At 65.8% G+C, this 12,969-nt stretch carries 11 protein-coding genes; 7 read left to right on the forward strand and 4 right to left on the reverse strand.

From position 1 onward, the window contains the following. Positions 1–4: 4 nt before the first annotated feature. The 3 genes from ACVRRC_RS04170 (at position 5) to ACVRRC_RS04180 (ending at position 3,656) form a co-directional block, all read left to right on the forward strand. Positions 5–874: an endonuclease/exonuclease/phosphatase family protein gene (locus ACVRRC_RS04170; protein WP_011915061.1), complete on the forward strand. Its 870-nt coding sequence runs from the start codon at positions 5–7 to the stop codon at positions 872–874. Further along, complete coding sequence (locus tag ACVRRC_RS04175; protein ID WP_472996655.1) at positions 871–2,736, forward strand: GGDEF domain-containing protein; 1,866 nt, start codon at positions 871–873, stop codon at positions 2,734–2,736. The genes ACVRRC_RS04170 and ACVRRC_RS04175 overlap by 4 nt, the downstream gene beginning before the upstream one ends. A 131-nt stretch (positions 2,737–2,867) precedes the next feature. Continuing rightward, positions 2,868–3,656 (forward strand): N-acetylmuramoyl-L-alanine amidase, encoded by a 789-nt coding sequence (locus tag ACVRRC_RS04180; RefSeq protein ID WP_472996656.1) that lies wholly within the window; start codon positions 2,868–2,870, stop codon positions 3,654–3,656. Between the two features lie 2 nt (positions 3,657–3,658). On the opposite strand, the gene ACVRRC_RS04185 is transcribed toward ACVRRC_RS04180, so the two are convergent. From ACVRRC_RS04185 to algB, 3 genes are read right to left on the reverse strand one after another with little or no spacing between them, the layout of a single operon-like run. Next, on the reverse strand, positions 3,659–4,063 hold the full coding sequence (locus ACVRRC_RS04185) for a DUF1330 domain-containing protein (protein WP_011915058.1): 405 nt from the start codon (positions 4,061–4,063) through the stop codon (positions 3,659–3,661). Positions 4,064–4,087: 24 nt separating this feature from the next. Beyond that, positions 4,088–5,875: a KinB sensor domain-containing domain gene (locus ACVRRC_RS04190; RefSeq protein WP_020305596.1), complete on the reverse strand. Its 1,788-nt coding sequence runs from the start codon at positions 5,873–5,875 to the stop codon at positions 4,088–4,090. Then, positions 5,872–7,218 carry a sigma-54-dependent response regulator transcription factor AlgB gene (gene algB / locus ACVRRC_RS04195; RefSeq protein ID WP_011915056.1) on the reverse strand — a complete coding sequence of 449 codons (1,347 nt, stop codon included), beginning with the start codon at positions 7,216–7,218 and terminating at the stop codon, positions 5,872–5,874. The genes ACVRRC_RS04190 and algB overlap by 4 nt, the downstream gene beginning before the upstream one ends. Positions 7,219–7,522: 304 nt before the next feature. On the opposite strand from algB, the gene ACVRRC_RS04200 reads away from it, so the two are divergent. The 4 genes from ACVRRC_RS04200 to ACVRRC_RS04215 all read left to right on the forward strand — a co-directional run bounded on the left by ACVRRC_RS04200 (position 7,523) and on the right by ACVRRC_RS04215 (position 10,277). After that, positions 7,523–7,954 (forward strand): PA2169 family four-helix-bundle protein, encoded by a 432-nt coding sequence (locus tag ACVRRC_RS04200; protein ID WP_014598057.1) that lies wholly within the window; start codon positions 7,523–7,525, stop codon positions 7,952–7,954. Positions 7,955–8,133: 179 nt separating this feature from the next. Then, positions 8,134–8,370 (forward strand): hypothetical protein, encoded by a 237-nt coding sequence (locus ACVRRC_RS04205; RefSeq protein ID WP_014598056.1) that lies wholly within the window; start codon positions 8,134–8,136, stop codon positions 8,368–8,370. 111 nt (positions 8,371–8,481) lie between these two features. Then, on the forward strand, positions 8,482–8,652 hold the full coding sequence (locus ACVRRC_RS04210) for a DUF1328 domain-containing protein (protein ID WP_003282841.1): 171 nt from the start codon (positions 8,482–8,484) through the stop codon (positions 8,650–8,652). A 395-nt stretch (positions 8,653–9,047) separates the two neighbouring features. Beyond that, on the forward strand, positions 9,048–10,277 hold the full coding sequence (locus ACVRRC_RS04215) for a nucleoside recognition domain-containing protein (RefSeq protein ID WP_013984399.1): 1,230 nt from the start codon (positions 9,048–9,050) through the stop codon (positions 10,275–10,277). 96 nt (positions 10,278–10,373) lie between these two features. Here ACVRRC_RS04215 and ACVRRC_RS04220 read toward each other — a convergent pair whose 3' ends face one another. Continuing rightward, positions 10,374–12,926, reverse strand: a complete 2,553-nt coding sequence (locus tag ACVRRC_RS04220) for a TRAP transporter permease (protein ID WP_011915052.1) — start codon at positions 12,924–12,926, stop codon at positions 10,374–10,376. Positions 12,927–12,969: the final 43 nt, after the last annotated feature.

A 12,969-nucleotide genomic window follows, 5' to 3' on the forward strand; every position in this document is an offset into this window, starting at 1 on the left:
CGGCATGCTGCGCCGTTGGAGTGCCCCACGCCTTGCCGGCCCCGGCAAGGCACGGGTCAATCCGCACTGCCTGGCCAGCACCGGCCTGCCGGCCGACGGCCGGCTGCGCCTGCTCAGCTTCAACATCCAGGTTGGCATCAGCACCGAGCGCTACCACCATTACCTGACGCGCAGCTGGCAGCATCTGCTGCCCCATCCGGGTCGGGCCGGCAACCTGCAGCGCATCGGCGAGGTGCTCGGCAACTATGACCTGGTGGCGCTGCAGGAGGCCGACGGCGGCAGCCTGCGGTCCGGCTATGTCAATCAGGTCGAGCATCTGGCCCACCTGGGTGCGTTTCCCTACTGGTATCAGCAGCTCAATCGCAACCTCGGACGCTTCGCCCAGCACAGCAACGGGGTGCTCAGCCGCCTGGAGCCCCAGGGCCTGGAGGACCACCCGCTACCTGGGCCGTCGGGACGCGGCGCGATCCTGCTGCGTTTTGGCGAGGGCGCGGACGCGCTGGTGGTGGTGATGATGCACCTGGCACTCGGCGGTGGCGCCCGGGCCCGGCAGCTGGCCTACATTCGCGACCTGATCGGCGACTATCGGCATCAGGTACTGATGGGCGACATGAACACCCACGCCAACGACCTGCTGGAGAACTCGCCGTTGCGCGATCTCGGCCTGTTGGCGCCGCAGGTCGAAGCGACCTTCCCCAGCTGGCGGCCGCAGCGCTGCCTGGACCATATTCTGCTCAGCCCGAGCCTTACGCTTGAACGTGTGGACGTGCTGGCTCTGCCGATTTCCGACCATTTGCCGGTGGCGGTGGAAATTCGGCTGCCCGATTCCCTGCGGGCGGACTCCCTGCCGGTACAGGTGCCTGAACGTAAATGAGCGAAGAAGCCGAACGCTGGAAGGAAAAGTATCTTCAGCTGGCCGAGCGCCAGGAGCAGCTGGACGCCCGCTGGGAGCAGCGCGTCGATCTGTTGCGGCGCAGCCTGGTGCGCAGCAGCCTGGCGGTGGAGGGCGCCGACCCCGCCGTCGAGCGCTGCCTGCAGCAGATGCGCGAGGTCCTGCGTGACGGGGATCTGGACGATGGGCTGGGTCAGCTGGTTCCACGCCTGGAAAAGGCGGTGCTGGACTCCGAACGCCACCGCCAGGAGCGTGCCGTTCAGTTGACCGAGGCGCTGCATCGGCTGGTGTCCCAGTTGCTGGGGATGTCGGTGCCCGCCGAGCTGCGCAAGCCGCTCAAACGCTTCGCCAAGGATCTGGACCAGCGTGCGACCAGATTGCGCGAGCTGCCGCTACTGCTCGGCGAGCTCAGTGTACTGCAGGGTCAGGTTCTCAACCTGCAGGGCTTGTCCGCGCCGCAGCAGAGCGGCTTTCTGAAGCGCCTGTTCGGGGGGCGGGACAGCCAATCGGCGGCCCCGCTCGAGACGGCGCTTCCAGCGGCGGCGTCGGCCCCAGCGGTCGCGGTCGAAGCAGAGGCGGTCGTCGTCGGTGAGACGGCCGTCGCCTCCACCGTGACCGAGCCGTCCGTGGTGGCAACCTTGCCGGAGCCGGCGAACGAAGAGCAGCAGGCCGTCGAGCCTGTCGTCTCGGCAGTTGAGCCGGAAGCGGACGAGCCGGTGGCGGACGCCGAGCTGCCGCCAGCGGCCGAGCCGCCGCCGCAGGAGGCCGCCTATGCGCTGCCGGATTCGCCGGAGCCCGCTTTCAGCGTTGTCGCCGAACGTGTGGAGGCGACGCTCAGCAGTCTGCTCGACAGCCTGCATCTGCCCGAGCAGCATCAACCGCAACTGCAGACGTTGCGCGCGCGAATCCAGCAGGGCCTGAACTGGTACGAGCTGGTGCCGGTGCTGGACGATCTGGCGATGCTGATGATCGCCTTCAGCGATCAGGGTCAGCGCGATTTCGAGAACTACCTGCAGACTCTCAACGAGCGTCTGACAGCGATGCAGGAGAACCTGCTCGCCGCCCACCAGGGCCATGTGGAAGGCCGCGATGCGGCGCAGGCGCTGGACGCCGAGCTGCGCGAACAAGTCGGCGGCCTGCAGCACAGCATGCGTGAAGCCACCGACCTGAACAGCCTCAAGCGGGTGGTGGAGGCGCGTCTGGATGGCCTGCTGGACACCGTCGACAACTACCGTCGCCAGCGCAGCGAGCAGGAGCAGAAACTGGGCGAGCGCCTGCAGCAGCTGGTCAGCCGTGTCGGCAGCCTGGAACAGGCGGCACGGGGGCTGCGCGGCCATCTGGAAGAGCAGCGGCAGAAGGCCCTGCAGGACCCGCTGACCGGACTGCCCAACCGGGCGGCATGGAATGAACGGCTGGATCTCGAATTCGCCCGCTGGCAACGCTACGGTGGCGATCTGCTGCTGGCCGTGCTGGATGTCGATCACTTCAAGCGGGTCAACGACGGCTATGGCCATCTGGCCGGCGATCGGGTGCTGAAGATCATCGGCACGGAGCTGCAGAAGCGGTTGCGCAAGACCGACTTCATCGCCCGTTTCGGTGGTGAGGAGTTCGTCGTGCTGTTACCCAACACGCCTTACGAGGCGGGGCGGCAGCTGATGGAAACGCTGCGCGAGTCCATCGGCAGTTGCCCGTTCCACTTCAAGGGCGAGCGGGTTGCCATCACCCTGTCCGCCGGGTTGACCGCATTCGTTACTGGCGACACCGCCGAGTGTGCCTTCGAGCGTGCCGACCGGGCGCTCTACCGCGCCAAGGATTCGGGACGCAATCGTGTCGAGCCAGCCTGACCGGCTGGCCTGGCCTGTATCCGGGCGCCCGGTATAATCACGACCCTCGCCGCTCCGGCATCGAATCGCCACCGCATGCCGGGCTCCTGCCCATCTGCGTCATTTGCGCCGTCGACACAGAGGTCGTCCCGATGAAATTGTTCTCCGCTACCCTCTTGCTTCTGCTGCTGGCCGGCTGTGCCAGCGGCCCACGCATCGACACCAGCCACAGCTCGATCGGCCACGACAGCCGCGTCCAGTTCATCGTGCTGCATTACACCTCCACCGACCTGCCTCGCTCGCTGGAGCTGCTCGGCGGGCGCGATGTGAGCAGCCACTACCTGATCGGTGAGTCGCCGGCGACCATCTACCGCCTGGTGGACGAGGATCGCCGCGCCTGGCATGCCGGGGAGAGCGAATGGAACGGGCGTACCTGGCTGAACGCTACCTCGATCGGCATCGAGCTGGTCAATCAGGGTTACGAGCAGAGCGCGGACGGACGGCGGCTCTGGTATCCCTACTCGCAGGCGCAGATCGATGCGCTGGTGGTACTGCTCAAGGACATCATGGCGCGTCATGGCCTGAAACCGGGCGCCATCATCGGCCACAGCGACATCGCGCCGCAGCGCAAGGTCGATCCGGGGCCGCTGTTTCCCTGGAAGCGTCTGGCCGAGGAGGGCCTAGTGCCCTGGCCGGATGCCGGCGCGGTGGCGGCGGCGCAGGCGCACTACGCCGCGGCGGGGCTGCCGGCGATCGGCTGGTTCCAGGAGGCACTGGCGGCGCAGGGTTATCGGGTACCCCGCCACGGCCATCTGGATGACGAGACGCGCAATGTGATCGCCGCGTTCCAGATGAAGTACCGCCCGACCCGCTTCGATGGAGAGCCGGACGCGGAAACCGCGGCGATGCTGCAGGTGCTGGTCGCCCAGGCGAGCCGCTGACCTCAGTAGCGGGTGGTGCCGATCAGTCTCGAGTCAGCCAGGGCCGCGCTGCGGTGCTCGGCGGCAGCCTGGTATTCGCGGTCGCTGAGCATGGCCAGGAAGGCTTCCTTGGACGGGTAGCTGACCAGCAGCAGGTCATCCCATTCTTCCTCCGGCGGCGCTATGAGCGTCGCATGGGCCTTGGCGCGCAGCTCCACCGCGCCGCCACCGGCCTGCACCTTGGTCAGCGCCACGCGGCTGTAGCGGGCATAGGCCTCTCGGCCGCTGCAGGGGCTGTGCGGGCTGCCTGGCGGGTAGGTGGCCTGGGCGTTGTAGCGCAACAGATTGAGCATCAGGATCGGCACGCCCGAGGGCATCGCCGCCACATAGTCGGCGAGCTGCTCGGGGCTGGGGTTCAGACTCGGCATGGCAGGTTCCTCGATGGGGCGCCGTCAGATCGGCAGCGCCACGTAGAAGATAGTGCCGTGGCCGATCCGCGAGTGCACGCCAATGCGGCCACCATGCAGCTGGGCAATTTCCTTGCATAAGGCAAGCCCCAGTCCGGCCCCGCCGCGACGGCGACCGATCTGCACGAAGGGTTCGAAGATGCGTGCCTGCTGGCTGTAGGGAATGCCTTCGCCGTTGTCCTCGACGCTGAGGATCAGCCGCTCGCCATGGTGCCGCGCCAGCAGGCGCACCTCGCCGCCCCTGGGCGTGTGGCGCAGGGCGTTGCTCAGCAGGTTGTCCAGCACCCGCTCGATCTGCTGGCGGTCGAGCATCAACGTTGGCAGCGGCTGCTGCAGCTCCAGCTTGAGCTGCACGTCTTGCTCGGCGGCGTTGACCTCGAAGCGCTGGCGCGCGGCTTCGAGCAGCTCCGGCACGTCGCACTGCTCCAGCTCCAGTTTCTGCTGGCCGCTCTGGTAGCGGGAGAAATTGAGCAGGTCGTTGATCAGCCTGACCAGGCGCTGCATTTCCTCGTGCACCGTATCGAACAGGTCGGATTCGCGACTGTCGGCGGGGTAGCGCAGACGCTCGCGCAACAGGCTGAAGGCCATCTGCATGCCGGTGACCGGGGTGCGCAGTTCGTGGGAGGCGCGCAGCACGAATTCGTTGCGCACGCGTTCGAAGGTGCGTTGGTCGGTGACGTCGTGCAGCACCATCACCGCGCCACTGATGCTGCCGTCGTGGTGGCTGACCGGGCTGATGCGCCAGGCCAGCAGGCGCCGTTCGCCGTCGGCCTCGATGACCAGATCCTCTGGCGGGTCGGACAGCGGCTTGTCGTCCAGTACCTGCCGCGCGGCGTTGTCCAGTTGCGGATAGCCCAGCGCTTCGCCAAGGGTGGAGCCCAGGTGCTCGTTCTCCCAGGCCAGCTGCCGCTGCGCCACCGGGTTGGCGTGCTCCAGGCGACCGTCGCGGTCGACGATCAGCAGGCCGTCGTCGATGCTGTCGAGCAACGCCTGCAGGCGCTGCTGACCGTTGACCAAGGCCTCCACGTTGGTCTGCTTGAACTCGTGCAGAGCCTGCGCCATGAGACCGAAGCGCCGGCTCAGGGACGACAGCTCGGCGATGGGCGGGGTCGGCAGGGCGATGTTGAAATCCCCGCGGCCGATCTGGTCGGCAGCGGCGGACAGCCGCTCGATCGGCTCGCCGAAACGTCGCGCGAAGCTGTGCGCGGTAATGAAGCCGATCAGCAGCACGGCTATCGCGGTGAGTCCCAGCAGGCCCGCCAGCAGCGAGGCGCGATCACGGCTGCGCAGCTCGGTGTCGCGGATCTTGTCGTAGGCCGCGCCCTGCATGTCGGTCATCAGGCCGCGGACCTTGTTGAAGGACTGGCTCAGCGGGTTGTCTTCCAGCAGGGTCAGGTTCTGATGGCGGCTGGCTTCGACCTGCTGCAGGAAGGCGGCATAGGCGCTGGCGACTGCACGGAAGGCCTGGCGGTCGACATCGTCGTTGGCCTCGGCGATGCCGCGCTCCAGGGTCTGCTGGAAGCTCTGGCGCAGCGGGGCGAGCGCCTCGCTGCGGTTGTCGTCGGTAAGCATCACGATCAGATGATTGCCCAGCGTCTGACGCAGCTGCTGGTTGATCTCGATGATGCTGAAGTTGTCGCGGATCAGCTGCTCCTGGCTCTTGGCCATCTGCATCACGCTGACCAGCGCCAGCAGCAGGCCCAGCAGGGCCACCGTCATCAGTGCCGAGAACCCGAGGAAGAGTCGGGTTCGCAGCTTCATCTGCAGTTTCATAGGCCGTACTGCTTGCGCTTTCTGTACAGGGTCGAGGCGTCGATGCCGAGGATGCGTGCGGCCTGCTCCAGGGTGTCGCTGGTGCTCAGCACGCCGGCGATGTGCGCCTTTTCCAGTGCCTCGAGGCTCAGCGGCTCGCCGATGCGCGGAGCGTTGCTACCTGCCTGTTCGCCGAGCCCGAGGTGGTTGACCTCGATCATCTGCTGCGGGCAGATGATGCTTGCCCGCTCCACCACGTTGCGCAGTTCGCGCACGTTGCCGGGCCAGCGATAGGCCTTGAGCGCCGCCACCGCTGCATCGCTGAAGCCGCGCGCCGGGCGCCCGTAGTTCTTGACGAAGGCGGCGAGGAAGCGCTCGGCCAGGGCCAGTACGTCTTCCGGGCGCTCGCGCATCGGCGGCAGATTGAGGGTGATGACGTTGAGGCGGTAGAGCAGGTCCTCGCGGAACTTGCCCTCGCGGACCATCTCCTCGAGATTGAGGTTGGTCGCCGCCAGGATGCGCACGTCGGCGCGGCGGGTGACCGGGTCGCCGACGCGTTCGTATTCCTTGTCCTGGATGAAGCGCAGCAGCTTGGGTTGTAGCGCCAGCGGGAAGTCGCCGATCTCGTCGAGGAACAGCGTGCCGCCGTCGGCCTGGTTGACCCGGCCGAGGGTGCTTTCGGTGGCTCCGGTGAAGGCACCGCGGTTGTGCCCGAACAGCTCGCTTTCCATCAGGTCGGCCGACAGTGACGGGCAGTTGATGGTGACGAAGGCCTTCTTCGAGCGCCGGCTCCAGGTGTGGATGGCACGCGCCAGCTCGCCTTTGCCGGTGCCGGATTCGCCGAGGATGAGGATGTTGGCATCGGTGTCGGCGACCTGCCGGGCGGTCTCCAGCACGGCCATCATTGCCGGGCTGTGCGAGCCAAGCGCATCGCTGCGCTGCTTCATCTCGCCTTCCAGTGCTTCCAGGCGCGCTGCCATCTGCCGGACTTCCAGCTGCTTGGCGGCCGACAGACGCAGCTGTTCGGGGCTGCAGGGCTTGAGCAGGTAATCCGCGGCGCCGGCCTGCATGGCATCGACCGCTGTGTCCACCGCCGAGTGAGCGGTGACGATCACCACGCGCATCCAGGGCGCCAGCGTGCGCATCTGCTGTAGCACGTCCAGACCGTTGTCTTCGCCCAGGCGCAGGTCGAGGAAGCACAGATCGAACACCTGGCGCTGCAGGATCGCTTCGGCCTGTGCGGCGCTGGCTGCCGTCATCACGGTATAGCCACGGTCTTCCAGGCAGTAACGAAAGGTACGCAGGATCGCCGCTTCGTCATCCACCAGGAGGATGCGTCCGCCGTTGTCCGTCGTTTGGTCCATGGATGCTCCCATCAAAAGGCGAGTTCGGTCGCTGTAGAGATTCGATTATGGCGTGTCGAGCGCCGTCGCGGCGCCGTTGCGTTGCTGGCGAGTGCTTTAGTCTATGAAAAGTCTTGCAAGTTGCACGGTGCTGGCAAGGCTTTCCTGCATGCTGCATTCCCCTGTGCAGAGGGGCGCGTCCAAGTGCCTGATTTGTCGGGGGCGCCAATGGCCACGCGGGTGGCATGGCGCTTGCGACCCTCTGAAAACGGGTGCCGACCCATTCACGGGCGGCCACATCTGTCGCAACCATGCAGGAGGTGTCATGAACAAGTCCATGAACCAGCTCAACGAGCTCATCGAGATCACCCGCGACGGGCAGCGTTTCTACCAGCATGCCGCCGAGGAAGTAAAGGACGTCGAGCTGCAGCACCTGTTCCGCGATCTGGCCCAGGCCAAGACGCAGATCATCCAGGCCCTGAGCGTCAAGGTCGCCGCGAGCCATGAACAGCCTTCGCAGGGCGGCACGCTGACCGGGCGCATGCGCGAGCTGTACGCCGACACCCGTTCGCGCATCGGCGATCACGACACGCCCTATGTCGATCAGCTCGAGCAGACCGAAGCACACATCCTGGAGGCTTTCGAAGACGCCGTGCAGGACGCCGAGCCGGATGTACGGGCTTTGCTGGCTATTGAGCTGCCCAAGCTGCGTACTTGCCACGAGCGCATGCGCCAGCTCAAACAGGCCCGACACTGATTCGTGCAAAACGCCCGGCTGGCTAGGGGCTGCCTTGCAATTTGAGTTGGACGCAGCAATTTGCCATAAAGCTAAGTCGTTGATTTTAAAGGATTTTTATATATTCGGAAGGCTGGCACGACGCCTGCAATAACAGAGTTATCGAAACGAAGTTCGCTACGCTTAGAAGGAGTTGAGGAATGAATCGCCAAGCCCGCTTATCGCTAGCCAGCAAGGGTTTCCTCTCTGCTGCGGTTGTCATGCTGATCATGGGTGCCGAGCGCCCGCTGTCGCAACCGCTCAGCCAGGCGCAACAGAATTCCGCGGAACGAATCGGTATGTACGACGCTCAACCTATTGAGCTCATGCGAACCGGACAAGAACCGCAAACCATCGATTATCGCCAGGCGCCTGCCGAGCAGCGCTGGGTGTTCTGAGCAACGAAGGGGACGTGCGAGCGAACCAGCAGGGATGCGTAACAACAATCGATGCCGATCGGACTGATCTGATCCGCTGAGAACCGTTCCTGAACCAAGAGGAGTCACACCATGCTGAGTTGGGCCATTACCTTCCTGATCATTGCCATCATCGCTGCAGTTCTGGGCTTCGGTGGTATCGCAGGCACTGCTACAGGTATTGCGAAGATCCTGTTCGTGGTCTTCCTGGTGCTGTTCGTGGCATCGCTGATCTTCGGCCGCGGCCGCGGACCGCGTGTCTGATGCGTCGATAGCCGCCCGCAAGGGCGGCTGCATACAGGAGTACCAGCGGCATAGGAAGCCAAATTCACCGGGTCATGTTCGGCCAACGAAGGTGATCCACAAAGCGCGCAGGGTGTAACGGCCACGCGCGCTCAGCCCCTGCAACGGGGTGAACCATGGGGTCGGGTTGTTCTGCCTGGCGGAACGACCTAGGGGTACAGGGAGTACCTCCATTTACTGGACCGGGTTCTGCAAGCTGCGGCCGGTGGTGGCGTGATCGCCACCCCGGCATGCGGCGACAACCATCCGCTTTTCTCTCGCATATTCCCTCTCTTTCTCGTCTTGCTGCCGATCTGCGGATGACCCCCGCGCGCCCGCACCGCTATCATCGCGGCCAGCTTTGACGGGAGAACGACATGCTCAATGGCCTCTGGCTGGGCTTTTTTCTGGTCGCCGCGCTGGCTGCCCTGGGGCGCTGGCTGATCGGTGGCGATCCCGCGGTGTTCGCCGCGCTGGTGGAGAGCCTGTTCGCCATGGCCAAGCTGGCCGTGGAAGTGATGATCGTGCTGTTCGGCACCCTGACGCTCTGGCTGGGTTTCCTGCGCATCGCCGAAAAGGCCGGGCTGATCGAGCTGCTGGCGCGGCTGCTCGGGCCGCTGTTCCGCCGGCTGATGCCGGAAGTGCCGGCCGGGCACCCGGCGCTGGGGCTGATCACGCTCAATTTCGCAGCCAACGGGCTTGGTCTGGACAACGCCGCGACGCCTATCGGCCTCAAGGCGATGCGCGCACTGCAGGAGCTGAACCCGCTGCCCAGCGTGGCCAGCAATGCGCAGATCCTCTTCCTGGTGCTCAACACCTCTTCGCTCACGCTGCTGCCGGTATCCATCTTCATGTACCGCGTGCAGCAGGGCGCGGATGACCCGACTCTGGTGTTCCTGCCGATTCTGCTGGCCACCAGTGCCTCGTCCCTGGCGGGCCTGCTGGCAGTGGCGCTGGTGCAGCGCCTGCGCCTGTGGGACCCGGTGGTGCTGGCCTATTTCATTCCCGGTGCGCTGCTGCTCGGCGGTTTCATGGCCCTGCTGGCAGGGCTGTCGGCCACCGCGCTGGCGTCGCTGTCCTCGTTGCTGGGCAACCTGACCCTGTTCGGTCTGATCATCGCCTTCCTCGTCGTCGGAGCGCTGCGCAAGGTGCCGGTGTACGAGGCGTTCGTCGAGGGCGCGAAGGAAGGCTTCGACGTCGCCAAGAGCCTGTTGCCGTATCTGATCGCCATGCTCTGCGCCATTGGCGCCCTGCGCGCATCCGGTGCGCTGGATTTCGGTCTGGAAGGCATTCGCTGGCTGGTCGAAGCGCTGGGCTGGGACACCCGCTTCGTCGACGCCCTGCCTACCGCGCTGGTCAAGCCGTTCTCCGGCAGCGCGGCGCGGGCGATGCTGATCGAGACCATGCAGAGTCAGGGCGTGGACAGCTTCCCTGCGCTGGTCGCGGCGACGGTGCAGGGCAGTACCGAGACCACCTTCTACGTGCTGGCGGTGTACTTCGGTGCGGTCGGCATCCAGCGCGCGCGGCATGCGGTGGGCTGTGCCCTGGTCGCGGATCTGGCCGGCATCATCGCTGCCATCGCGGTGTGCTACTGGTTCTTCGGTTGATCGTGGTGCCCTGGCGCGGGTACGCCGGTGGGAGCACCAAATGAAAAACCCCGGCACGCTCGCACGTGACCGGGGTTTCAGACGCTTCCGAGTCGATCAGGTCTGACGGCGGCGGCGCTGCATCCAGACGATCAGGCCGAACAGCAGGAAGCCCGGAATCCACATGAATTCCTTCGGCCAGCGGTCGGTCGGCGCGCGTACCGAGAGAATCTGCTGGTCGAACTCCAGCCCCGCCTCGGCAGCCGGGCTGCCGAAGGTGACGCTGTCCACCAGCAGCTTGCCGTCCTGCTCGTAGGTCATCAGGCCGATCTTCTCCAGCTTCTCCTCGCCCGAGGCGCCGTCCGGGATCGCCAGCAGCAGCACGAACTCACGGGCATCGCCCACTGCGTCCTCGCCGAGCACGCGCAGGCGCAGCTGGCTGTCCTCCTCGACGTTGCCCAGTGCCTCCACCAGCTGCGCCGGCGGAATCTCCTGATACGGGTCATGGATGAGATCCATCCAGAAGCCGGGGCGGAACAGGGTGAAGGCCACCAGCAGCAACAGCAGGCTCTCGTACCAGCGGCTGCGCACCAGGAAATAGCCCTGGGTGCCGGCGGCGAAGATCAGCATGGCGATGGTGGCGACGATGAAGATCAGCACGCCGTGCCAGAAGTCCACGCCGATCAGCAGCAGGTCGGTGTTGAAGATGAACAGGAACGGCAGCGCCGCGGTGCGCAAGCTGTAATAGAACGCGGTCACCCCGGTGCGGATCGGGTCGCCCTTGGACACCGCCGCCGCGGCGAAGGAGGCCAGGCCCACCGGCGGCGTCACGTCGGCCATGATGCCGAAGTAGAAGACGAACAGATGCACCGCGATCAGCGGCACGATCAGCCCGTTCTGCTGGCCCAGGGCGACGATCACCGGCGCCAGCAGGCTGGACACCACGATGTAGTTGGCGGTGGTGGGCAGGCCCATGCCGAGGATCAGGCTGAGGAAGGCGGTGAGCAACAGCATCAGCAGCAGATTGCCCATCGACAGCAGTTCCACCAGATCCGCCAGCACCAGGCCCACGCCGGTCTGCGACACCGCGCCGACGATGATGCCCGCCGCCGCGGTGGCGATGCCGATGCCGATCATGTTGCGCGCACCGGCGATCAGGCCCTCGCGCAGGTCGATCACGCCGTCCATGAAGGTGCCGTCCACGTGGCTGCGGTCATGGCGCATCCATGACAGCAGCGGGCGCTGGGTGAGCAGGATGATCACCAGCATCACCGAACCCCAGAAGGCCGAGAGGCCGGGTGACAGCCGCTCGATCATCAGGCACCAGACCAGCACCACTACCGGCAGCAGGAAGTGCAGGCCGGAGAGCAGCACCGGACGGGTTTCCGGCAGCTTCTCCAGCGGCATGTTGGGATCTTCGTGCGGCAGCGGCGGGTTGCTCGCGGCGATCTTCAGCAGACCGAGGTAGACCAGCGCCAGCAGCCCGGCGATGACCCACAGCGCGGCATCGCCGAGGGCCGGCTTGAGCCAGCCGAGGCCGTAGTAGACGCCCAGCGAAAGGCCGGAGATCAGCGCAGCGCCGAAGGCGAAGCCGATCAGCCGCTGCATCCAGGGTTTCGCCACGTTGGCCCGCGGCAGCGCCTGCAGACCAAGCTTGAGCGATTCCAGGTGGACGATGTAGATCAGCGCGATATAGGAGATCAGCGCCGGGAGAAAGGCATGCTTGATCACTTCCACATAGGGAATGCCGACGTACTCGACCATCAGGAAGGCCGCCGCACCCATCACCGGCGGCATGATCTGGCCGTTGACCGAGGAGGCCACTTCCACCGCGCCGGCCTTCTCCGCCGAGAAGCCGGTGCGTTTCATCATCGGGATGGTGAAGGTGCCGGTGGTCACCACGTTGGCGATGGACGAGCCGGAGATCAGGCCGGTCATGCCGGAGGCCACCACGGCCGCCTTGGCCGGACCACCGCGGAAATGGCCGAGCATGCTGAAGGCCAGCTGAATGAAGTAGTGCCCGGCGCCGGCTCGCTCGAGCAGGGCACCGAACAGCACGAAGAGGAAGACGAAGCTGGTGGAGACGCCGAGGGCGATGCCGAACACGCCTTCGGTGGTGATCCACTGGTGGTTGGCCAGTGCGGTGAAGCTCACCCCGCGGTGGGCCAGCAGGCCGGGCATCCAGGGGCCGGCGACACTGTAGACGAGGAACACCAGGGCGATGATCGCCAGCGGCGGGCCGAGGGCGCGGCGGGTGGCTTCCAGCAGCAGCGGTATGCCGACGCAGGCCGTGACCAGGTCCAGGGTGGTCAGGTTGCCGGGGCGCTGTGCCAGTTGCGAATAGGCGAGAAACAGATAGGCGGCGCAGGCGGCGGCTACCAGCCCGAGGGCGATGTCCATTAGCGGCACGCGGTCACGCGGCGAGCGCTTGAAGGCCGGGTAGGCGAGAAAAGCCAGCAGCAGGGCGAAGGCCAGGTGAATCGAGCGGGTTTCGGTGTCGTTCAGCACGCCGAAGCCGAGGATGAACGGCAGCGGCGAGGCGATCCACAGCTGGAACAGCGACCAGAGCAGTGCGAGCCCGGCGATGACCGCGGCCATCGGCCCGGCGGGCGAACGTGCACCGACGTCCTGGGCGATCAGTTCCTCGGTGGACAGTTGTTTGTCTTGCATGAAATGAGGCCTGTTTTTTTCAGGTAACGGAACCGCGAAAACC

It is taken from the genome of Stutzerimonas sp. LR2 (genome assembly GCF_055755175.1).

Excerpts from the sequence above, each read along its gene's own strand:
- ACVRRC_RS04170 (WP_011915061.1), top strand. The coding sequence starts at position 5 with ATGCTGCGCCGTTGGAGTGCCCCACGCCTTGCCGGCCCCGGCAAGGCA.
- ACVRRC_RS04175 (WP_472996655.1), top strand. The coding sequence starts at position 871 with ATGAGCGAAGAAGCCGAACGCTGGAAGGAAAAGTATCTTCAGCTGGCC.
- ACVRRC_RS04180 (WP_472996656.1), top strand. The coding sequence starts at position 2,868 with ATGAAATTGTTCTCCGCTACCCTCTTGCTTCTGCTGCTGGCCGGCTGT.
- ACVRRC_RS04185 (WP_011915058.1), bottom strand. The coding sequence starts at position 4,063 with ATGCCGAGTCTGAACCCCAGCCCCGAGCAGCTCGCCGACTATGTGGCG.
- ACVRRC_RS04190 (WP_020305596.1), bottom strand. The coding sequence starts at position 5,875 with ATGAAACTGCAGATGAAGCTGCGAACCCGACTCTTCCTCGGGTTCTCG.
- algB (WP_011915056.1), bottom strand. The coding sequence starts at position 7,218 with ATGGACCAAACGACGGACAACGGCGGACGCATCCTCCTGGTGGATGAC.
- ACVRRC_RS04200 (WP_014598057.1), top strand. The coding sequence starts at position 7,523 with ATGAACAAGTCCATGAACCAGCTCAACGAGCTCATCGAGATCACCCGC.
- ACVRRC_RS04205 (WP_014598056.1), top strand. The coding sequence starts at position 8,134 with ATGAATCGCCAAGCCCGCTTATCGCTAGCCAGCAAGGGTTTCCTCTCT.
- ACVRRC_RS04210 (WP_003282841.1), top strand. The coding sequence starts at position 8,482 with ATGCTGAGTTGGGCCATTACCTTCCTGATCATTGCCATCATCGCTGCA.
- ACVRRC_RS04215 (WP_013984399.1), top strand. The coding sequence starts at position 9,048 with ATGCTCAATGGCCTCTGGCTGGGCTTTTTTCTGGTCGCCGCGCTGGCT.
- ACVRRC_RS04220 (WP_011915052.1), bottom strand. The coding sequence starts at position 12,926 with ATGCAAGACAAACAACTGTCCACCGAGGAACTGATCGCCCAGGACGTC.